Origin of the sequence: Streptomyces acidicola (assembly GCF_009377235.1) — a bacterium.
Classification (GTDB): Bacteria; Actinomycetota; Actinomycetes; order Streptomycetales; family Streptomycetaceae; genus Streptomyces; species Streptomyces acidicola.
In genome coordinates this window covers 82340-102423 of sequence record NZ_VMNX01000004.1, presented here as the reverse complement: position 1 = coordinate 102423, position 20084 = coordinate 82340, and the positions used below count along the sequence as shown (strand labels likewise).

General features: G+C 68.9%; 19 protein-coding genes and 2 pseudogenes. 12 read left to right on the top strand and 9 right to left on the bottom strand.

Annotated features, from left to right (window positions below; all coding sequences use genetic code 11):
- Positions 1-158 precede the first annotated feature (158 nt).
- The 4 genes from FPZ41_RS03160 to FPZ41_RS03145 are packed head-to-tail and all read left to right on the top strand — an operon-like array spanning position 159 to position 5975.
- Positions 159-2771, top strand: a complete 2613-nt coding sequence (locus tag FPZ41_RS03160; protein ID WP_152858864.1) for a hypothetical protein — start codon at positions 159-161, stop codon at positions 2769-2771.
- Positions 2764-4143, top strand: a complete 1380-nt coding sequence (locus FPZ41_RS03155; protein WP_322619765.1) for a hypothetical protein — start codon at positions 2764-2766, stop codon at positions 4141-4143. The genes FPZ41_RS03160 and FPZ41_RS03155 overlap by 8 nt, the downstream gene beginning before the upstream one ends.
- A 3-nt stretch (positions 4144-4146) precedes the next feature.
- A complete protein-coding gene (locus FPZ41_RS03150; RefSeq protein WP_152858860.1) occupies positions 4147-4779 on the top strand; it encodes a hypothetical protein in 633 nt (210 codons plus the stop codon).
- A 32-nt stretch (positions 4780-4811) separates the two neighbouring features.
- Positions 4812-5975, top strand: a complete 1164-nt coding sequence (locus FPZ41_RS03145) for a hypothetical protein (protein WP_152858858.1) — start codon at positions 4812-4814, stop codon at positions 5973-5975.
- A gap of 267 nt (positions 5976-6242) precedes the next feature.
- Here the strand turns inward: FPZ41_RS03145 and FPZ41_RS03140 are convergent, their stop codons facing one another.
- Both FPZ41_RS03140 and FPZ41_RS03135 read right to left on the bottom strand, forming a co-directional pair.
- A complete protein-coding gene (locus tag FPZ41_RS03140) occupies positions 6243-6590 on the bottom strand; it encodes a VOC family protein (RefSeq protein WP_152858855.1) in 348 nt (115 codons plus the stop codon).
- 141 nt (positions 6591-6731) lie between these two features.
- Positions 6732-7919: an MFS transporter gene (locus tag FPZ41_RS03135; RefSeq protein ID WP_322619764.1), complete on the bottom strand. Its 1188-nt coding sequence runs from the start codon at positions 7917-7919 to the stop codon at positions 6732-6734.
- An 85-nt stretch (positions 7920-8004) separates the two neighbouring features.
- On the opposite strand from FPZ41_RS03135, the gene FPZ41_RS03130 reads away from it, so the two are divergent.
- The 3 genes from FPZ41_RS03130 (at position 8005) to purU (ending at position 10273) form a co-directional block, all read left to right on the top strand.
- A complete protein-coding gene (locus tag FPZ41_RS03130; protein WP_322619763.1) occupies positions 8005-8586 on the top strand; it encodes a TetR/AcrR family transcriptional regulator in 582 nt (193 codons plus the stop codon).
- 251 nt (positions 8587-8837) lie between these two features.
- Complete coding sequence (locus tag FPZ41_RS03125) at positions 8838-9389, top strand: hypothetical protein (RefSeq protein WP_194235967.1); 552 nt, start codon at positions 8838-8840, stop codon at positions 9387-9389.
- A 26-nt stretch (positions 9390-9415) separates the two neighbouring features.
- Positions 9416-10273 carry a formyltetrahydrofolate deformylase gene (gene purU / locus FPZ41_RS03120; protein WP_152858912.1) on the top strand — a complete coding sequence of 286 codons (858 nt, stop codon included), beginning with the start codon at positions 9416-9418 and terminating at the stop codon, positions 10271-10273.
- A 69-nt stretch (positions 10274-10342) separates the two neighbouring features.
- Here the strand turns inward: purU and FPZ41_RS03115 are convergent, their stop codons facing one another.
- Positions 10343-11233: a bifunctional methylenetetrahydrofolate dehydrogenase/methenyltetrahydrofolate cyclohydrolase gene (locus tag FPZ41_RS03115; RefSeq protein ID WP_152858851.1), complete on the bottom strand. Its 891-nt coding sequence runs from the start codon at positions 11231-11233 to the stop codon at positions 10343-10345.
- 236 nt (positions 11234-11469) lie between these two features.
- Here FPZ41_RS03115 and FPZ41_RS50145 point away from each other — a divergent pair.
- Both FPZ41_RS50145 and FPZ41_RS03105 read left to right on the top strand, forming a co-directional pair.
- Positions 11470-11658: pseudogene (locus FPZ41_RS50145) on the top strand (PAS domain-containing protein); the annotation flags it as partial.
- A 263-nt stretch (positions 11659-11921) separates the two neighbouring features.
- A complete protein-coding gene (locus FPZ41_RS03105) occupies positions 11922-12839 on the top strand; it encodes a LysR family transcriptional regulator (RefSeq protein WP_152858847.1) in 918 nt (305 codons plus the stop codon).
- Positions 12840-13334: 495 nt separating this feature from the next.
- Here the strand turns inward: FPZ41_RS03105 and sigJ are convergent, their stop codons facing one another.
- Complete coding sequence (gene sigJ / locus FPZ41_RS03100) at positions 13335-14291, bottom strand: RNA polymerase sigma factor SigJ (protein ID WP_152858845.1); 957 nt, start codon at positions 14289-14291, stop codon at positions 13335-13337.
- 181 nt (positions 14292-14472) lie between these two features.
- Between sigJ and FPZ41_RS03095 the strand changes: the two genes are divergently transcribed.
- Entirely contained in the window at positions 14473-14880 is a 408-nt protein-coding gene (locus FPZ41_RS03095; RefSeq protein WP_152858843.1) for a hypothetical protein, read from the top strand.
- 59 nt (positions 14881-14939) lie between these two features.
- On the opposite strand, the pseudogene FPZ41_RS50140 reads toward FPZ41_RS03095, so the two are convergent.
- The 5 genes and pseudogenes from FPZ41_RS50140 to FPZ41_RS03070 all read right to left on the bottom strand — a co-directional run.
- Positions 14940-15122, bottom strand: a pseudogene (locus tag FPZ41_RS50140) (Tn3 family transposase); the annotation flags it as partial.
- A gap of 30 nt (positions 15123-15152) precedes the next feature.
- Positions 15153-15431: a hypothetical protein gene (locus FPZ41_RS03085; RefSeq protein WP_152858841.1), complete on the bottom strand. Its 279-nt coding sequence runs from the start codon at positions 15429-15431 to the stop codon at positions 15153-15155.
- A 170-nt stretch (positions 15432-15601) separates the two neighbouring features.
- The gene (locus tag FPZ41_RS03080; protein ID WP_152858838.1) at positions 15602-16582 is read right to left on the bottom strand and encodes an AraC-like ligand-binding domain-containing protein; all 981 of its coding nucleotides are present in this window, start codon (positions 16580-16582) and stop codon (positions 15602-15604) included.
- Between the two features lie 319 nt (positions 16583-16901).
- On the bottom strand, positions 16902-17024 hold the full coding sequence (locus FPZ41_RS49345; RefSeq protein ID WP_265584191.1) for a hypothetical protein: 123 nt from the start codon (positions 17022-17024) through the stop codon (positions 16902-16904).
- Positions 17025-17155: 131 nt separating this feature from the next.
- Positions 17156-18268 (bottom strand): ABC transporter substrate-binding protein, encoded by a 1113-nt coding sequence (locus FPZ41_RS03070; RefSeq protein WP_152858836.1) that lies wholly within the window; start codon positions 18266-18268, stop codon positions 17156-17158.
- Positions 18269-18387: 119 nt separating this feature from the next.
- Between FPZ41_RS03070 and FPZ41_RS47845 the strand changes: the two genes are divergently transcribed.
- Positions 18388-18840, top strand: coding sequence for a recombinase family protein (locus FPZ41_RS47845; RefSeq protein WP_228022387.1), 453 nt, complete (start codon positions 18388-18390; stop codon positions 18838-18840).
- A 132-nt stretch (positions 18841-18972) separates the two neighbouring features.
- A complete protein-coding gene (locus tag FPZ41_RS03060; RefSeq protein ID WP_322619762.1) occupies positions 18973-19485 on the top strand; it encodes a hypothetical protein in 513 nt (170 codons plus the stop codon).
- Positions 19486-20084 lie beyond the last annotated feature (599 nt).

Genomic DNA, 20084 nt, shown 5'->3' with positions numbered 1-20084 from the left:
CCGCACCGTTCGCGTTCCAGTCCTTCCTGTCACTTTCCCGCTCTGTTCCTGTCGCCGTTCCCTCTGCCCGGTTCCGCCTCCGGAGTCGCGCCCGGGGCGCGGGACAGCACGTCTTTCTTCATGGGGGCAGCGTGTCGCAGACCGAGCACTATGCATGGATGTCCGAGGCGGAGAAACCCGGTGGTTTCACGCCGTCAGGTTCCGGTCTTCTCTCTCCTTTCCGCACGGAGGAGCGAGCGGAGGGCCCGTACGAATCCGAGTGGGAGGCCACGCCCGCTCCGACGGCTCTCGACAGCCCGTTCCGGGCGGCCGACCGTCAGACCGGGCGTGGCCCGGTGGACGCGGAGAGCGAGGCGGTGCGGGAACTGCTCGCCGAACTCTACGAGGACGAACTGGAGGAATCACTGGCGGAACTCCTTGAGGAAACCGCCGCGTTCCACGCCCAGCACGCGGCCACGACGGTGGGCAGACCCGACCCGCGGGCCGTGGAGGCACCGGCCCGTGAGTGGCTGGAGCCGCTGGCCCGGCAGACCGAGGCGATGCTGGAGAGCGTGGCGGAGGCGGCCGGAAACGCGGACGCGCCGTCGTTGACCGAAGCCGAGCTGGAGGAGTTGTTCGCGTCGGCCGTGCCGCCGACCGCGCTGGGGGAAACACCTGCGTTCGAGAATTTCTTCGGGGCGATCGCCAAGTTCGCCAAGAAGGCGGTGAAGGGCGCGGTCAACCTCGCCAAGAAGGGCGTCCGGGCTGTCGGCAAGGTGATGCCGGTCGGACTGATCCTGGGGCAACTGAAGAAGATCGTCGGGCCGTTGCTGCAGCGGGTGCTGAAGATCGGCATCGGCAGGCTGCCCGCACCCCTGCGGCCGGTCGCGGCCACGCTCGCCAAGAAGCTGCTGCGGGAGGCGCCGGAGACCGAGGCCGAGCAGGCGGAGAGCCTCGCCCACGCCCCGACCGCGCACGCCCTGGGCCAGGACCCCGAGGCGACGACGCCGTCGCCCGCGGCCGAACTCGCCCTCGAAGCCGCCGGAACCGTCGCGGGTCTGCTGTTGGCCCGGGACGAGCAGGAGAGCGAGGACTGGCTCGCCGAAGCCGGCGCGGTCCTCTCCGGGGAGCGGGCGGAGGCCGAGGCATACGCGCAGGACGTGCCCGCAGCCGAGGCCGAGGCACTGGACGAGGCCAGAGAACGGCTGACCGAGGCGCTCAGCGAGCTGTCCGAGGGAGGTGATCCGCGGCCCGCGCTGGAGGAGTTCATCCCGCTGGTGATGGCGGCACTGCCGCTGGTACGCAAGGGCATCTCCGTCATCGGCCGGGACCGGGTGGTGAACATGCTCGCCGGCCTGCTCGCCCAGCTCATCGGAAAGTGGGTTCGACCGCGGGAGGCCAACATCCTGGCCCGCGCCATCGCCGACACGGGCTTGAAGCTGCTGAGTCTGGAGGCCGAGGCGGAGGATCCGCGGCGCACCGCCGCCACCGCTCTCACCGCCACCGTGGAGGACACCGTCCGCAGGCTGGCCCGGCTCCCCGCGGAAGAACTGGAGGACCCGGTACGCCTGGAGGCCGCCGCGGGCTCCGCCTTCAACGCCGCGGCCGCTGCCAACGTGCCGGCATCGCTGCTGCGCGAGGACCTGGAGGAGCTGGAGGCTCGCGGTCTCAACGGCACCTGGCTGCACCTGCCCAGGACAAAGCCCCGGCGCTTCCGCTACAAGAGGTTCTCCCGGTCCTTCGAGGTGACCCTGGAGGCCCGGCAGGCGGCCGCGCTGCGCACCGCCGAGGGCGTGCGTCTGGACACGCTGCTGCGGGACCGCTTCCGGGTCCGTACCTACCCGGTACGTATCGTCGTCAGCCTCTACGAGGCGATGGGCGGTGGGGTGTGGGCCCGGCAGATAGCGGTCGCGGAGAAGAAGCACGGGCGCGGTCGGGGCCCCGTGGCCCTGCTGCCGCTCACCCGGCAGGCCGCCGGCACACTCCTCGGCCACCCGGGCCTCGGCAAGGACGGTACGCGCCCGGTCAAGGGCCGCCCGCTGGCACCCGGAACCCGGCTCTTCGGGATCGAGCTGGTCGGCCACCGGACCTCAGGGGCACGTCCCGCAACGGGGCCCGCGGGCAGCGTGCCCAGGGGTCCCGACGCGGTCCCGGCCGGAGCGGGTGACGCCGCCGGCGCGGGCGTCGCCGTGGCGGCACTGCCGTCGTCCGGGCGAGGACGGCCCACCCAGGTAAACCTGACCGTGGACGCACGCGGCGGCCGCGAGGGCCTCGTCGTCGCGCTGTACCTCGCCGAGGAGCGGGCCCAGGCCCTGCTGAACGGCGCGGGCAGCCCGCCCGCGATCGGCCCGTTCCTCGCCGCGCTCGCCACCGACCTCGCGGACGGCGTGGTCACCGCCCTGCTCGACGGCGCCGGCCGCCGCGTACGGATCTTCCGGGAGGCGTACGAGCAGTCGGCCCAGCTGTCTCCCGCGAGTGAGGGCGAGGAGTTCGTCTCGGCGCTCGCACCGCGCGTGCGAGAGGCGCTGTCGACAGGGCTGAAGCGAGTGGCGGGGCATGTGCTGGCCCAGTATCTGCAGGGCCATCTGGGCGAATTCGTCCGAACGCTGCAAGCGCCGCAGAACGGGGTCACCCTGGTGGTGACGCTGCCCGGCACCCAACTCGTCGGCATGATCACGGCCGTCCGGTCGGGCCGCGTGCCGTCGCTGGCGGCGCTGTCCTCCGCGATCCGCGCACTGACCGCGGATGCCGCCGCGAAGGTGGAGGTCAGGGCGGGGTTCCACCGTGGTTGACGTCCTGCGGCTCGCCCCTCGGGCCCAGCCCGTGGAGACCTGGCCGCCACCACCGCCGCGCCCCGGCTGGCACTACGAGCACGCCGAGCAGGGCGAGGCCGAGGAGTACGGCCCGCCCGCAGAGCGCGATGTCGCCGCCCTGCGCACCCAGGCCGCCCGGCAGATCGCCCACTGGACCGCCGCCGTGGAAGGCCTGGCCAGGCCGGACAACTTCGCCGCGCCCGCGGCGTGGGAGTCCCTGGAGCACCGGCTCGGTCTGGCGCTGCGCACCGAACTCCAGCGCGCCGTCGACCGGTTGCGCCCCAGGGCCCGGTCGCTGGCGATGGCGCTCGCCGCGGCCCGTACCGCGGACCAGGTGCAGGACGTCCGCAGGGCCGTGGTGGCGCTGCGCCACGAGGTCCAGCAGGTGGAAACCGTCGCGGACTTCTACGGGGACGCCGTGAACTCCCGTACGGGGCAGCGGCTCACCGCGCTCCTCGGCGCCTGCGACCTGCTCGCCGTACGCAGCATGGAACCGGTGCTCGTCCCGCTGGGACAGCCCGTCCCGCGTGTTCTCACCTATGTGGACAAGGGGATGGGTGCCTCGATCCTGCGCGCCGGAGTACGGCTGTGGGACCCGGCGGCCATCAGCCCGGTGGCCGCGGTGAAGATCACCCGGCACAACCTGCTGCGGCCGACCGCCCTGATCCATGAGACGGGCCACCAGGTCGCCTTCCAGTTGGGCTGGAACGGGGAGTTGGCCAGGACGCTCCACGCGGCCGCCGCGGCCGCGGGCACGGCGGTGGCGGACGATTGGGCGGGCTGGGCGCAGGAGATCGCCGCGGACGCCTTCGCGTTCGCCCACACCGGATACGCCGCCCTCGCCGCCCTGCACGACGTGATCGCCGGGCCGCCCCGGAACGTCACCACGATCCTGCCGGGCGACCCGCATCCGCCCGCGTATCTGCGTGTCCTGCTGGGCACGGCGATGTGCCGCGACTGGTACGGGGCGGGGCCCTGGGACGATATGGAGCTCGCGTGGCTGCGCTCCTATCCGCTGGACGAGGTGCCCCGGCACCGCAGGGACGTACTGGAGCGGTCCGTACCGGTGCTCGCCCCGCTGGCCAGGGCCTGTCTGCGCCGGGCTGCGACGGCCTTCCGGGGCCGTGCCCTCGCCTCCTTCATGGACCCCGGCCGGGTGTCCCCGCGGGAGCTGGACGCCCTGGCCGGGCGCGCCGGGCCGGCGCTCCACACCTCGGACTACTGGGCCGACGCGGAGCCCCTGCGGATCCTCGCCCTGTCCTGTCTGCGGATGGCGCAGGAGGGCCCCGGCAGCGACCGGACACGAACGGAATTCGAGAACTGGATGACGGCGCTCGGCAGGAGAGGCTGACCCATGACGACGAAGAACACCCAGGGATCCGGCGACCCCGGACCCGAGCCCCGGAGCCGGGGGCGGCAACTCGCCACCACGGCGACGCAGGCGGACCCGGCCCCCGGTTGGACCCCCGCCCAGATCAACGGTCTCATCACTGCGCTCAACAAGCTGCCCCGACGGCTGGCCCGGCAGGAACTCGGCGAGGACGAGCGGCAGTACACCCCGCAGTTCGACGCGTTCTACGCGGCCATGCGTGGAGCGACGGACGCGATCAACAAACGTACCGTCAGGCTTCATCACCCGACCACCTCGGCCCACTGGGGCCTGACCTCCTTCGACGAGACGACGGCGACCGTCGACACCAGGCTCATCGCACCGAAGCCGTCCGGACTGAACTCGGTGACCTCGATCGACCTCTTCGTCGGCGGTCGGCAGCTGACCTGGGACCCGAACAAGCCGAACCCCGAGTACCCGGCGAGGCTGGACGGCTCCTACCTCCGGATGGAGGTCCCGGTGCCCAAGAACGCGGGCGCGGGCCCGTTCCCTGTCACCGGCGACATCATCTACAAGGGCCCGGACGGTCTCGAATACAAGGTTTCCGTTTGGCCGTCGGTAGCCGTGCCGCACCGACGGCTGACCGTCCTGCCCTGACATCCGACCCCATCACCAGGAGGTGACCGCTCGTGTTCCTGCAGCTCGTTACCGCCATGATGGCGGCCGACCAGCCCAAGTCCTTCGAAGAGGCGGCGAGATACCTCGCCAAGCAGTCCGCCGCCGATCTCTCCCATCTCGTCGAGGCCACCTGGCAGTTGAAGAACGAGTCGTTCCCCGTCCGTGATCCGTACCATGCCAGGGAGTCACAGGACGCGGCCCGCAGAGTGCTGAACGGCTTCGGTCCGGGCATCAGCCTACCCGAGAACACCGACCACATCGCCTACGCGTACATGGTCGAGAACACCCGGATCGAGGAGATCTTCCGCCGGGTCATGGTGAGTTTCCTCGGCACCGAGATCTTCAACACCCCCTCGGCGGAGACCGTCCAGTGGCTGGACCAGACGGAGCGGCTCTTCTTCCGTGAGCAGGCGCCGTTCTCGGTGCTCGCCACGGGCGGGGACCTGCGCCCCGACAAGGGCGCCATCCGCCGCAACGCCTACCACCGGCTGCTCGGCCTCGACCTCAACCACGGGCCGGCCGGCCGGCCGGGCACCTATCCGTACCACCGTGCCGAGGTCGCCAACACCCGGTTCGCGCACTTCTTCCAGCAGCTGCTGCAAGCGGTGTCGGTGGGCATCCAGAACTCCAGCAACTCCTCGGGCCCGAACCCCACGGACGACTTCCAGATCACCGACCTCGTGGCGCAGATCGGTGACTCGCTGCGCGACCGGCGCGGCCCCGACATGGTCAACCTCGCCCGCGAGGAATTCGTCGCGGCGGCCTTCATGTCCTGGCTGCACCTGGCGATCAGCTGGGAGAGCCCCGTCGTACGGGACCTGCGGGCGACCGCCAGCACCCCGACCGAGCGGCTCCGGCGCATCGGGGACCGGGTGCGGCTCAACGCCCACCAGGACACGAGGTCGTTCCTCGAACTCGGCTCCGACATGTCCACGCTGCTGCGCTCCATCGAACTCAACCTCCCCGTCGTGCAGCAGCCGGAGGCGTTCTACACCCGGGGCTCACAGCTGCGCCCGCTGATGGACCGCATGATCCACCACTGGTCCCACGTCACCGGCACCGATGTCCGCGCCATGGCGACCCGCCTGGACGACAGGACCATCCGGGCGCTCGGCCCCTCGGGCGCCCCCTCCCGCGCGGTACCCAAGGAGGCGGTCCCGGCCCGGGTCCGCTGACGCCGCGCACACGGTGCCCGGCCGCCGTACTCCCCATCCTCCGGCCGGGCGCCGCCACCTTCGTCAATGCCGGCGCCGTCGAGCGCCTGGATGAGGCGGAAGTCGTCGTCCGGGGTCAGCGGGTGCCCGGTCAAGGGCCGTTGCTTCGCTGCTGTCTTCGGCGAGGGTGCCGGCGGGGTGGGGAACCAGAGGGTGATGCGGCAGTCGTTGGCGCGGCGCAGCTTCGTGGCCGCGGCTTGCCAAAACGTCCTCGTGACGCGGGAAGCATCAGCGGTGGCTCAGAACGTTGACCACGCGGCCGTTGGGGTCGCGGACGAAGAATCGCCGTACTCCCCATTCCTCGTCCTGCAGGGGGTGAACGATCTCCGCTCCGCTGTCCCGCATGACCGCGTAAGCCGCCTCCACGTCGTCGACTTCGACGCTCATGTCGGGGGTGACTGGGGCGGTTCTGTCGCTGGTCATAACGCTGACCTGCGCCGCCGGACTGGACGGCGAGGCCAGCGTCATGATCCAGCCGAGATTCATGACTTCCTCAAAGCCCAGCAGTCCATAGAACTCCCGGCTCTCCTTCGCAGCCTCTGACTGGATGATGGGCATGACACGGCGAACGGCCATCGACGACTCCGGATGAGAACAGACAGGGATCCAGGACTATCCAGGGGTACTACGGCCCGTCCGTCGCCGCACGCAATCTCGCAACACACCCTTGGGCCGGTCGTCGCCTCTCGCATGGTGCCGTCCGTTCGCCGACTCCGTTCACGGGGTGCGTGCAGGGCTGGCTGTGCGGGCGGCAGGCGTGGCGAAGGACGCGGCCACCACGAGTATCAGGACCAGGAACAGTGCGTTGCGGAGTCCGAACTGCTCGCCGAGATGGCCGAGTGAGGGCGGTCCCACGAGGAAGGCGACGTAGCCGACGGTGGCGGCGAGGGAAACCCTTGCGGCGGAGTTGTCGCCGGAGTCGCCGGCTGCGGAGAGCGCGACGGGGAAGCCCAGGGACGCGCCGATGCCCCACAGGACTGCGGCTGCCGCCGCGACGGCCTGGTTGTCGACCAGGATCACGAGTGCGATGCCGACGGCGCCGATGACCGCGCTGGCGCACAGGGCGGCCGCGCGTCCGTAGCGGTCGATGAACCGGCCGCCCGCGAAGCGGCCTACGGTCATCGAGGCCGCGAAGGCCGCGTACACGGCCGATCCGAGCGCGGGGTCGAAGCCATGGCCGTCGACCATGACCAGCGGCAGCCAGTCGTTCGCCGTCCCCTCGGCCATGGCAAGGGCGAGGATGATGCCGCCGATGAGCAGCAGTCTCGGTTCCCGCCATACCGCGGGGCGCGCGGAGGCCTGCGTGTGCGTGTCGCTGCCGCTGACGGTTCGTCGGCCCACCCCGGAAGGAACGTATCGGATCATCGGCACCAGTACGGCCAGTACCACTGCGGCGACGACGGCGAGATGCCACAGGACGGGGAACGAGATGGCGGTCAGTATCATGCCGCCGACCGCGCCGACCACCGTGCCGAGACTGTAGAAGCCGTGCATCGCGGGGAGGGCGGAACGGCCGAGCAGCCGTTCCACCTCCGCTCCTTCGACGTTGAGGGCCACCTCGCCGCCGCCCATCCCGAGGCCGATGAGTCCGAGCCCGAGTGCCACCACCGCATCCGTGCCCGCCGCGGCCCCCAGACCGATGACGCCGGACCCCGCGGCGGTCGCCAGCGTTCCGGCCGCGATGACGGGCCGGGCGCCCCAGCGGGCCACCAGTGGCCCCGAGCACAGGATGCCCGCCATGGACCCGACCGAGAGCCCGAACAGGACCAGTCCCATGCGTCCGGTGGAGGCTCCGAGCAGGTCGCGCACGTCGGGGGTGCGCGTCACCCAGGACGCCATGGCGAGGCCGGGCAGGAAGAACAGGGCGAACGCGGCGATCCGACGCCGGCCGAGGGTGACAGTCACAGGGAATGCCTCCAGTAGGTGACCGAACACAAGTCTGTACAAGCGTACACACTCGGGTGGAGTCGCCCTGTGACACATTGGGGGCGTGAGCGGCACACGGCGCGAGATCCCGAACGACCCCGGACGCAGGGACCGGATTCTCGATGCGGCCCTCGATGTCATCGCCGAGGGCGGCGTTCACAGGACGACCCATCGCAAGATCGCTGCACAGGCCGACGTCCCTCTGGGCTCGCTGACGTACTATTTCGACGGCATGGACGATCTGCTGGCGCTGGCGTTCGCCCGTCTCTCCGACACGATGTCCCAGCTCTACCGCCGCACCCTGCACAGCGCCGGGTCGACCGCCGAGGCCGAGGCAGCCGTGGTCGAGCTGATCTGTGGGCCGGCCTACGCCACTGACCGCGACATGACGCTCATCTTCGAGATGTACGCCTACGCGAACCACAACACCGCGGTAGCCGCAACCACCCGCTCCTGGCTAGCCCGCAGCCGGGAGAGCCTCGCCCTGCACTTCACTCCCGGAGTGGCCCGAGCCCTCGATGCCCTGATCGAGGGCTGGCCCATGCACCGCCGCTTCGACGCCGCCCCCCTCAACCGGCAACTCGTCGCCGGAGTCGTGCACGCCGTCGTCAACGCCGCGCCTCACCTCCCCGACGAACAGCTCTGACCTCTCCGCCTTCCCTGCCGCATGCGGCTCCGCTCCGACGCCGGCACCCATCTGATCGACCAGGTGGCCGCCGCATCGACGAGCCACATAGCCGTACCTCATTTGTCGCGTCCCCGGCCGGGCAAAGCGCCCTTTGAGCGGAGTCATCCGGTCGTTACGGAGGCGCAGGGCACCGGCCTAGCGTCGTTGCTCGCCGCGCTTTTCGGCCGGCCCGCACAGCGAGGGACGATATGAGCTACACGGTCAGCAGCATGCGCACGCCCCCGGAGGGGTACGCCTGGAGCCGGTTCGGTCAGCCCGCCTACATCGCCGGCTCCTACGACGGCGCCGAGATCAGCGACTACTACCCGAGCCCCGTCGAACTCGGCTGGGCCCGCAACATCAAGTTCGATCACGATTTCCCGGGACGTGAGGCGCTGGAGGCCGAGAGGGCCGCGCCCCGGCGCGTCATGCGGACCCTGGTGTGGAACGGCGACGACGTGGTGGCCGTCTTCGCCTCCCTGTTCCGGCCAGGCGAGCGCTACCCGTTCGTGAACATGCCCCGCGACCAGCGCGGCTTCATGTGGGCGGACACGGTCTCAGCCAACGGCGACCTCGTCGGCGTCGCCACCTCCCGCGGCTACAGCTACTCCTACCTGCAGATGCTGTCTCTGTGCACCATCGACGTCCGGCACGGCGAACCGGGGACCGAGGTGACCGTCGACTGGGGAACGCCCGGCGGGCCGCCGAAGGCGATCCGGGCGACCGTCGCCCCCGCGGCCTACAAGCCCGACCGGCGCCGCAAGGACCTGCACCAGGTGTGACCACCCCGAAGAAGGACGGCAATCCCATGTCCCGTACGTTCATCCTGAAATTCGCCTGCGAGGACCGCCCCGGCATTGTCAGCCGGGTCACCACGGGTCTCGTCAGGATCGGCGGCAACATCCAGGAAGCCAGCCACTTCAACGACCCGCTTCCCGGCCGCTTCTTCTGCCGCCTCGCCTTCGCGGTCCCGGCCGGAGTGAACGAGACCGTCGTGCGGGAGAACGTGTCCGCCAGTCTCACCCCGCTGGACGCCTCATGGACCGTGACCGGGGACGACGCACGGATGCGGGTTCTCATCATGGCCTCGAAACTCGACCACTGCCTCGCGGATCTGCTCTACCGCCGGCGCACCGGCGAACTTCCCATGGAGGTGGTGGGCATCGTGTCCAACCACCCGCGCGAGGTGTACCAGCACATCGACCTCGCCGGCATCCCCTTCCACCACCTGCCGGTCACCAGGGACAACAAGCCCGAGCAGGAGGCCAAGTTGCTCGCGCTCGTCGACGAGTACCAGGTCGGCCTGGTCGTCCTCGCCCGGTACATGCAGATCCTGTCCAACGAGCTCTCCGCGAAGCTGGAGGGCCGCTGCATCAACATCCACCACTCGTTCCTGCCCGGATTCAAGGGCGCGAAGCCCTACCACCAGGCGTACGAGCGCGGGGTGAAGCTGATCGGCGCCACGGCGCACTACGTGACCGGCGACCTCGACGAGGGGCCGATCATCGCCCAGGACGTCGAGCCCGTCACGCACCGGGACACGCCTCAGCAGTTGGTTCGCAAGGGACGTGACATCGAGCGGCGCGTGCTGGCGAGGGCCGTACGCCACCACCTGGAGAGCCGTGTGCTCCTCAACGGGCGCACGACCGTGGTCTTCGCGGACTGACAACCGCCCGCGCGGCCGCCCCGGACACGCTCCCGGGGCGCCCCCACAGGCAGGCGGTTCTGCGGACGATCAGCAGGAAGGCAGGGACCGCTCGGCGGCCTCGACGACATTGGTCATGAGCATCGCCCGGGTCATGGGCCCCACCCCACCGGGCATGGGAGCAAGCATATGGGCGGTACCCGCCACGTCGGCGGCCACGTCACCGACGATGCCTGCCTCGGTACGCGTGATGCCGACGTCGAGGACGATCGCACCGGGTCTGACGTCGTCGGCACGCACCAGTTCCGCGGCGCCGGCCGCGGCGACGACGATGTCGGCACGTCGGATGTGCGCGGACATGTCGCGCGTCTCCTCGTGGCACATCGTCACCGTCGCGCTCTCCGTGTGCCGGGTCAGCAACAGCGCGAGAGGACGGCCGACCGTCACCCCGCAGCCCACGATCACGACGTCGGCGCCGGTCAGCGGAACGCAGTACTGGCGAAGGAGCTCCACGATGCCCCGCGGTGTGCACGGCAGCGGTCCGGGCGAGCCGATGACGAGCCGACCGAGGTTCGTCGGGTGCAACCCGTCAGCGTCCTTCGCGGGGTCGATGCTCTCCAGGACCACTCCGCGGTCGATCCCGACGGGCAACGGCAGTTGGACGATCAGCCCGGTGCATTGCGGATCGCCGTTCAGATCGGCGACCGCGGCGAGCACGTCGGCCCGGGTCGCGGACTCCGGCAGCTCGACACGCAGCGACCGGATGCCTATCTGCTCGCAGTCCCGGTGCTTACCGGCCACGTACGCCGCACTGCCCGGGTCGCTGCCGACCAGCACTGTCCCGAGGCCGGGCCGCACACCCCGGGAGGCGAGTCGGGCCACCCGTTCCTTGAGTTCCGCCCGGATGGTCCGTGCGGTGGCCCGGCCGTCCAGGAGATGGGCGGTGGCCGGTCGCCCTGCTGGAATCGTGATCGCGCCCATGAGGGCCACCTTTCTCCAGGTGAAGAGGGGTACGGATACGGGTACGGCGATGAACCGCCGGGACCGCGTCGTCGCAGCCGCACTCGTCGTCGCTCTCCTCGCCGCTCTCGTCGCCGCGGCGACGCACCGCGAGCGCCGTCCGCTCGACGGTTTCGACCGTAGAGAAGCGCCCTGGCCCGGTCATCGGGCGTACGACGCGAGGAGTCCGCTGATCGCGGTCTGCCCAGTGGGGACAAATGACGTATGCGTCCGGCGACCGCGAAGGAGCTGCGATGAGGGCCAACAGATGGGAATCCGCGCTCGACGGCGTACCGACGGGCATGGCTCTGGTGGGCGGCGACGGGACGATCCAGTGGGTCAACCAGGCCGGGGCGGCCATCCTGGGCGGCACCCGCGAGGAGGTGAACGCCGTCAGGGCTCCCTTCCGTCTGGAGGACGGTGCCGAGCCGGACGAGAGGACGTGCGCCTGGTCGGCCGACCCGAAGGCGTTCGTCGCACTGCCGCATCTCTCGCCGGGAAACGCCGAGTGCATCCAGTGCCATGTCCCAGGCGCGGCGGCCGCCGACCCGGCGTTTGCACAGAACGCCCATGGTGGTGTCGGTGCGACCCGAGAAGTCCTACGCAGCCTTCACCCGACACCAAAGAGGATCCTGATGGGCCATAAGGTCGGATTGATACGGTTTCCAGCATGGCCATGTCGGGGGACACCAAACAGCCGAGCATCCACCAACTGCAATTGTTTCTGCACCTGGCCGAGGAGTTGCACTTCGGCCGTGCCGCGCGCCGCGCCTTCATCTCCCAGCCCGCCCTCTCGCGCCAGATCTTCGCCCTGGAACGCAACCTCGGCGTGAAGCTGATCGACCGCGGTACCCGCACCGTCGCCCTCGCCCCTGCCGGGCAGGCTCTGCTGGATCAGATACGGCACGTCGTGGACGCCGCCCACGAACTGCGCCAGCAGGCCCGCTGTGCGGCGGAGACCGGGGTCGGCCGTATGGTGATCGGCTCGTTCGAAGCGATCGTGTCGATTGACCCGATACCGGAGGTTCTGGATGAACTGCGTCGGCGAATGCCCGGCGTGGACATACAGATTCGGCGTGTCGCGTTCGACGCCGCAACTTCCCTGCTCGAAGGGACGGCGGACGCGACGTTCCTGCCCCTGCCGGTCCCCGATGGCATCCAGTACCTGAAACTGGCCAGCGGGCCGCGGTGCGCTGCGATGTGCGCCTCAGAACCACTCGCCCAGCGCGGCAGGATCACCTTGGCCGATCTGTCCGACAGATTGCATCTGGGCTGGTCCCCACGGGTTCCGAAGGTGTTCCAGGACTTCTGGGCGTGTGATCCCCTCCCCGACGGCACCCCTGTCCGATACAGCAATCATGCCGTCGCCGACTACGAGAGCGCTCTGCTGGCGATCGCGATGGGAGAGGGCATCCAGCTTCCTCCGTCCGTGGCCCAGGTTCTCTACCCACGGCTGGGGGTCGCCTACGTCGAGGTAGAGGACGTACCGCCCTGGACGATTGCACTGTCGTGGCTGCCGTCAAAGCGCGACCATCCATTCGTCGAGGCACTTCGGGACACCACACTCCGCGTACTCCGCAAGAGATGACGTCATGCCGTCAGCAGCGGCCTGTGCGCGGCGTGGACCCTGGCGAGGTAGCGGCAACTCCAGCAGGTGCGAGTGCCCTGCGCGCGGCCCGCGGTCGTCGATGTGCAGGGCAAGGGTTGCCGGCTCTCCCTCAGCAACAAGGGCTCCAGCCACTACCACTGGCCATTCGTCAGATCACCCACGCCCCTCAAGGCGTGATCATCTGCGACCAAGATCCACTTTTACACCAGACCCTGGCCGGCTCTGGTCAGCGTCGCATGGACCAGGTGAACGCGATCCAGAGCACGAGGACCGTCGGCGCGGCTGCCCGTCCTCGCCAGGTGATCACGAGGCCCGTCTGACGAGTCCCGGTTAGGCTCTCGATGTCGCCGACTTCATCCCTGCCGCGGCAGTCGTGGCCCGGTTCTGATCAGTGCGCCCGCTGCCCTGCCCACCGCCGCCGATGCGAGGGACTGTCGAACTGCGCGGCGTCGTCGTTCGGGATGCGGCGCCGGATCAGGTCTGTTCGCTCTCGGTCCACGCCCAGAGCTTCTCCGGGTTGCGAACCGCCCAGATGCGGGTGATGCGGTCGTGGGCGAGCGCGAAGGCGGCCACGGTCACGGTAGTGCCGGTGTGCTGGGCGATCAAGCCAGGCCGGCCGTTGACCGTCCGTTCCAAGAGCGTCAGTCCGGAGGCCTTGTCGGCGATGTGGATCAGGTACTGGGCGATGTTCCGGCTGCCTTCGACCGGGCACAGGACGGTGCCCACCAAGCCGCCGCCGTCGGCGACCATCACGGCGTCGGGATCGAGGAGGCGGACCAGGGCCTCGATGTCCTTGACCTCCCACGCCTCCTTGAAACGCCGCACCAGACCGGCCTGCCCGGCCGCCGGAACCGCGGGAGCCTGCGTGGCGCGGATGCGCCGACGGGCCGAGGACGCCAGCTGCCGACAGGCCGCGGGCGTGCGGCCGACGATTTCGGCGATCTCGGTGAAGGGATAGCGGAAGACGTCATGCAGGATGAACGTCACGCGTTCGGCAGGTGTCATCGACTCCAGGACGACGAGGAAGGCCATGTTCACCGACTCGTCGAGGGTGATCTGGTCGGCGGGATCGGCCGGTTCGGCGCTGCCGCCGGCCCGCCCGCCGATCCACTCCGCACGGTTGGGCAACGGCTCGGGTAGCCATGTGCCAACGTAGCGTTCGCGCCGGGCCCGCGCCGAGCCGAGCACGTCCAGGCAGATGCGGCCGACCACCGTTGTCAGCCAGGCGCCGGGAGACTCGATGGCCTCCTGCTGCTGCCGCGACAGCGCGTACCAGCGGGCGTAGGTCTCCTGCACGGCGTCCTCCGCCTCGGCCAGCGAACCGAGCAGCCGGTAGGCGAGATTGATCAGTTGGCGACGCTCGCCGACGATCGCGCTCAGTCCTGTCTTGGACTGAGCGTGCGTCGACTCGGACGGTGACAGTGTGCTCATGACCGCGGCCGCCCCCCTGGCTCCCCCTGGTTCCCCTGGTCCGCTTCGGCCCTACGAGCTACGGCGAAACTCCGTACCGGACGGTGAGGTTGACGCCTCGCCTCACATTTCGCGGGCCTGCGTCGTCGGACTGCCGAGAGAGTACCGAGCACCGCCGCGAGGCAGAAGAGAGGACCACATCATGGCCGTTCAGACGACGACAGCACCGGGCAGGTTCACCTACCTGCACATCGCGATCGCCTTGCAGACCTTGGCCCTCTTCTTCCAGGCAGCCACCGCCGGCCTGCTGCTGTCCTCCTCCCACGGCGAGGTACTGCACAGCGTCGGAGCACGCGTGATGTACGGCGCGTCGATGCTGTACGTGCTCGCTGCGATCCTGGCGTGGCGTCCGGGCGGTGGCTCGCTCCGCCCCGTCCTGTACGCCTGCGGGTTCCTCGTACTCGCCTCGGTGCAGGTGGTCCTCGGTATCGCACACATGTCGGCGCTCCATGTCCCCCTGGGCACCCTGATGTTCGGCCTGAGCGTTCTGGCACTGGTCCAGGTGCTGTCCACCACCCCTGGCGTCAGCCCACTGCGACGCAGCCGGTGACGCTCACCGGGCATCGAGGCCCGCTGCCCTACAGTCGGCGGGCCCAACACCGACTTCCGCTCGAGGTGCCAGCAGATCATCACGCCCGGGCCGCGATAGCGCTGGTGCCACTCGGTCATCAGGTTCGAGGACCGGGAGCCGAACTTGGCGCTGTTGGAGGCGCACGATGTGCCGCTGCGTGCTTCCGACGGCACCTTCACCTGCTCAACCAGGTACTCCACCGCGGCGGCCGGCACCTCCATGGCCGACTCCGGGAACCGGTAGGTACCGATTCAGTTATCTGCTAGATCGCAAGCATTTTCGGCGTGGTTTTTCGTGACGCCGCTTTCAGTAAGCCGCGCATAGCAGACCACATAGTCGATGAGCTCGCCGCCTGAACCCTTGGCACAGGCATTCACCCTGGTAGCGGTAACCGTGTAGCCCCGATCAGACAGGTACCGCTGACAGTCATAGGCCGTGGCGTGCGCCGGAGTTGCCACAGCCAGCGTTCCGGCAACCAGGGCGGTTACCGCCAGGGAGGGAGCTGCGCCACTGGCGAGCAGCTTCTTCATTCTGCGTGAAAGCTTCCTTGCGTGCGTCATGGTCACCCTTCTTTGGGTATGGCGGCACGACTCGGCGTCAGGATCGGTGCGCCAACAATGGATCTGAGGTCGTCCTCAGCCTGACGGGCGACCAGCGAGGGTGTCGTCAGCAGTGAGTCCACACCTTCTTGGCATTGCGTCTACTCGGCGGCCCTCTGCGCTTGGTGGCGGTAGTCCCTGGGCGAGCTACCGAAAGCGGCACGGAAGGCGCGCGTGAAGTCGGCGGCCTGAAGGAAGCCCCAGCGGGCGGCGACGGCGTGGATCGGGGTGGTGCGCATGGCGGGTTCTGCGAGGTCACGGCGAGCATGTTCCAAACGCTGGCCACGGATCCAGGCAGCGATCGACTCCTCTTCATGCTCAAAGAGGCGGTACAGGTAGCTGCGGGAGATGTGGTTCGCGGCCGCGATGGCGCGCGGGGTCAGGTCCGGGTCGTGAAGGCGCTCCCGCACGAAGGCACGAATCTGTAGGACGAGAGTCTGCCGACGAGTCTCCGGTGAAAGGGAGTCGTCCGCTTCGAGGGCGTGAGCGAACAGAGCAGACAGTAGGTCGACCACCACCGACCCGAGCCGCGGCCCGTCGGCAGGCTGGTAGGAATCGGTGCCTCGCGCCAGCTGCTGGAGCAGCTGCGCCAACAAGGCCCCGAACCCTTCCTGCGCTGACAACCGCAGACCAGTCACCTGGTCGAGCCGATTCCGTGGCAGCTGCAGCAGCGCTTTCGGGACCTCCAGTCCAACTCCCGTATGCCGAAGTAAGTCGTCGCCGCCATGAATCTCGACGGGGCGCGAGGTGTCGACGACGCACAGGCTGTCCGGACCGTACACGGCCTCCTCCTCACCCCGGACGGCGCGCAGCGCGCCGCTCAACGGCAGAGAAAGGTGCAGCCCCTCGGGATCGGACTGCCGGATCAGCTTCTGCGTCCGCCGAAAACACAACGGCTGAAACGCGATCGGCCACACCGATACGGCGCCGAGGTCGAGCACACGTTGAAAAACCCGAAAATCGGACCAGTGGTCACTGTGCAGCTCCAGCGGAGCATGGGTCTGACCAACCCGTTCGCGCCAGCAGTCGAACCGGTCCGCCGCCGGTAGATCATCGCTCCGGAACACCGTCTCGATCAGCATGTCCCTCCTCGCCGTTTGCGAGCCCCTGAACGGCTTGCCTCATTGCCTGTCCCCGTTGTAGGCAGGACGGGAATCCATCAAGTCCATCAGTCACGGCTATACATTTGGTGAATGCCCTGGCGGGGTGGGGTCCGCCGAATTCACCGGTTCACATCTGACCGACCGGGAACACAACCAGGGTGCAGCCAAGCTCCAGGGTTCAGAAACGAGCTTTTTACTTGCCGCTGCCTCGTCGCCCGCGAGGACGCTGTCCTGTGCCATCGACGTTTCGAGCGGGCAGCGCTGATGCGTCCGTTCCGCTGTTCAAGGGCGCGGAACTTCAGCTGATCGCGACCGGGTGGCAGCGCAGGTTCACGGCCGCCGAGTGATCGTCGCCATTGAGCAGCTCAAGCCGGACCGGGACGCCTCCGGGGTTGTCGAACAGCCGGATTTGGCGGACCACCCGGCCTCCGTCGTGCTGAGCCCCCGGCCGCGAAGCTGAGAGCCCGTATTGGCACGTAGGCAGGTGGACAGATGGACAGGTGGACAGCCTCAAGTTCGGACAGATCTGCGCAGTCGGAACCCCGGGCTCTCTCAGCCGGCGTAGAGGATCCGAAAGCGATCGGGTTCCGCCGGATCTCGATCAACGACTTGGATTGGCGTCCAAGCCCATTGCCAAACGCTGATGCCTGGCGTGCGGGAGAACTGGATCTGCCCGCGGGTGCCTTCAACTGCAACGCGCGGCCAGGATTCGGCAGTGCCCGCCCGGTCCGCGCCCTGAGAACGCAGCACATCGGCGAGGGCGGCGACCGTGTCGTAACCCTCGAAGGCGACGAAGGATGGCGCTTCGCCCAGCCGCTCGCGGAGGGCCGTCTCGACTCGTGCACCGAGTGGGCTGAGGCGCTCGGGCAGGTAACGCAAGAACGGGATCGCGGCGCCGTCGTCGCCCAGCAACCTCGCCCATTCGGCGAACTCCGGTTGCCCGGCCGGAGCACCCATCATGATCTCGGCGAGGCGCTGGTCGCGGCGGACAGACTTGACGATCGACGCTGCCGGCTCCGGGTGGCCGACCAGAAGAAGGAGGGCTGTCGCGCGATTGCCGACGAGTTCGTCGCACACGGCCGTGGGAGTGAGCGCTCGCATGTCGAGTTCGATGACAGTGCCGCCGCGTGGAGCGAGGTAGTCCCGCAGAATGCGGGCCCCGGATGCCCAGTAGACACTCGACTCGGCCGCTACGGCGATTCGACTGTGGCCCGCGCTGAGGAGGAAGTCCGCGTAGATCTGCCAGCCGTGGGACTGCGCCGGGGCGAGGCGCGCGACCCATTCCGTTGGCTGTTCCGTGAGGGCGTCGAGAACCGCTGACGAGCAGAGGAACGGCAGGCCGAGGGCGTCGGCCCTGGCGGCAGCGGCGCGAGCGACGACGCTGTGATACTCCCCCGCCAAGGCAGCCACGCCCAGGCGAGCCAGTTCATCTACGGCCGCCGCGGCCCTCTGTGGATCAGCCGCGGTGTCTCGGACCACCAGCTCCAGTGGTCTTCCGACGATCCCGCCGGCGTCGTTGACTTCGCGAACGGCCAGTTCGAGTCCGGCCAGCAAGTGCCGGCCTGCCTCGACCCAGCCAGGCCGAGTCAGCGGAACGAGAGCGCCGATCTGGACGGATGATCCGTCAGTCCGCTCCGCTCCAGGTGGCGATGGCGGCGTACTCATGCGCTGGCGTCCCCCGAGCGACGATTCGGTTGCCGTTTGCCCGGATCGCAGAGTGGCAAGGCCCGGTAGTAGGCGTTCATCTCAGCTCATCCCGCCGTGGCGGGCGCACCTGGGTGATCATGCCGGACATTGCATCCACCACCATCGCCAACAGGCAACCAATTATTTGTTCGCTGAGCTGCCAGGCCGCCCCCCTCGCCCGCACCAAAATCAAGATCGGATACGCCCGGGTCTCGACCGGTGGCAGAAGCTCGAACGACAGATCGACGCACTCACCGCCGCCGGGTGCCGGGTGCCTAGTGCCTGGTGCCTGGTGCCTGAAGATCTTCGCGGACAAGAAGTCCGGCAAGAACGCGCTCCGCCCCGAGGTGAAGCATCACACTTCCTTCCTGTCGCCCATCTCATTCGCCGGGCAGCACGACGCTCTGGCCTCGGAAGACGGAGGACAGGCTCAACCGCGAGAGGGGTGGTTGCGCCTCAGGACCGACGACACGGCGACCACGCGGCCCGGAGGATTGGCTCGACGAGCGGAGGACTTCCGCCTGTACGGCACGAATCTGGAGGCTCCATGAGACCTGCGCGTTCTCTCTTCCCGACCCGCAAGGCGGCATCCACAGCCACGGTGATCGCCTTGGTGGTCGCCGCCACGGGAGTCATCGGTGCGGCGGTCCGGAAGGTCGCCGGAAACGCCGCTACCCGCGCGTGTGACCGGAGCAGCCGAGTTCCGGCTGCCGTATCTGAAGGACGCCGACATCCGTTCGATCACTTTTGACGCACACGGCGCTCCCTACAGCAGACCGGTCCCCGGCGTGCCCAGCGGGTTACCGACCGACGCATACGGCACGGTAAGGGTCTCCCACTACTCGGCCGAGCGGGATACCACCTACACGGCCACTGGCACGGTCGACTGCCTGGTGACCGCACCCGGCAGCGCCACCCTGACCGCCGTCATCACCGAGGTGAGCACCGGAGGCCCGGACTGGGTGGGACAGCGGCTGGGGTTCAGTGTCCAAGATGGTGGCGAGGACAAGCCCGGGAAGGTGCCGCGCGACCGGGTGGGATTCTCCTGGGACGGCGGAGTGAATTGGACGACTACCGGCGCTGACGCGCACATGGATTCGGTGAACTCCTGCATGGCGCCGGCCCCCTTCGCCATCGTCACGACGGGCGGGTACCGGGTCCGGCACGCCGATTCCCCGCTCTGGCCGACGGACTGATCCCCAGCGGACCGAACTGCGCGGCCCGCAGGTGCTGACGTCGACTGAAAGGAACTGCGCAGCTGCTGGCTCGCCGAACCCTCCGGACTGGGGAAGTACGTGACCGCAGCCCGAGGAAATCCGTGCTCGTCCAGGAGCCGATCGAAGATCCGCTTGACGACGGTGACACTGCTTGCGCGGGGCATCCACATCCAAGCGCAGCACCTGATCGATCAACGGCTTGTAGGGGTCAAGGCGTGTCCCGCGCGGCCGCGGCTTCTTCCGCGGCTCCAGCCAGACAAACTCCAACGCGACCTTGACCCTGCGGAATCCGACTCCGTATTCACGCATCAAGGCCAGGTACGACATCTGTCCGGGCATCACGGCGGATCGCCGCGTACAAGTCGACCTTGGACTTCGGCGGCGCCGTCGCTGCCTCATCCCGCAGAGCGTTTCGTCCAGCTCGGGTGTGGCCTGCCTGATTCTGACGGCACCCCGGCACTCGCCAGGAGAGCCTGATCGTGTTCTTGGCGAGAGGTCGCACGACCCATGGAGTATATGTACCTTTCAGTAGCTTTTGATCAAAGTTCCTCCGTGAACGGGATGGAGTTGGGGCTGTG

Bases quoted from the DNA above. Each gene is read 5' to 3' on its own strand.
- FPZ41_RS03160 (WP_152858864.1), top strand. From the start codon at position 159: ATGTCCGAGGCGGAGAAACCCGGTGGTTTCACGCCGTCAGGTTCCGGT.
- FPZ41_RS03070 (WP_152858836.1), bottom strand. From the start codon at position 18,268: ATGAGTACGCCGCCATCGCCACCTGGAGCGGAGCGGACTGACGGATCA.
- FPZ41_RS03125 (WP_194235967.1), top strand. From the start codon at position 8,838: ATGCGCACGCCCCCGGAGGGGTACGCCTGGAGCCGGTTCGGTCAGCCC.
- FPZ41_RS03150 (WP_152858860.1), top strand. From the start codon at position 4,147: ATGACGACGAAGAACACCCAGGGATCCGGCGACCCCGGACCCGAGCCC.
- FPZ41_RS03085 (WP_152858841.1), bottom strand. From the start codon at position 15,431: ATGAAGAAGCTGCTCGCCAGTGGCGCAGCTCCCTCCCTGGCGGTAACC.
- FPZ41_RS03095 (WP_152858843.1), top strand. From the start codon at position 14,473: ATGGCCGTTCAGACGACGACAGCACCGGGCAGGTTCACCTACCTGCAC.
- FPZ41_RS03115 (WP_152858851.1), bottom strand. From the start codon at position 11,233: ATGGGCGCGATCACGATTCCAGCAGGGCGACCGGCCACCGCCCATCTC.
- FPZ41_RS03140 (WP_152858855.1), bottom strand. From the start codon at position 6,590: ATGGCCGTTCGCCGTGTCATGCCCATCATCCAGTCAGAGGCTGCGAAG.
- FPZ41_RS03080 (WP_152858838.1), bottom strand. From the start codon at position 16,582: ATGCTGATCGAGACGGTGTTCCGGAGCGATGATCTACCGGCGGCGGAC.
- FPZ41_RS03105 (WP_152858847.1), top strand. From the start codon at position 11,922: ATGGCCATGTCGGGGGACACCAAACAGCCGAGCATCCACCAACTGCAA.
- sigJ (WP_152858845.1), bottom strand. From the start codon at position 14,291: ATGAGCACACTGTCACCGTCCGAGTCGACGCACGCTCAGTCCAAGACA.
- FPZ41_RS47845 (WP_228022387.1), top strand. From the start codon at position 18,388: ATGCCGGACATTGCATCCACCACCATCGCCAACAGGCAACCAATTATT.
- purU (WP_152858912.1), top strand. From the start codon at position 9,416: ATGTCCCGTACGTTCATCCTGAAATTCGCCTGCGAGGACCGCCCCGGC.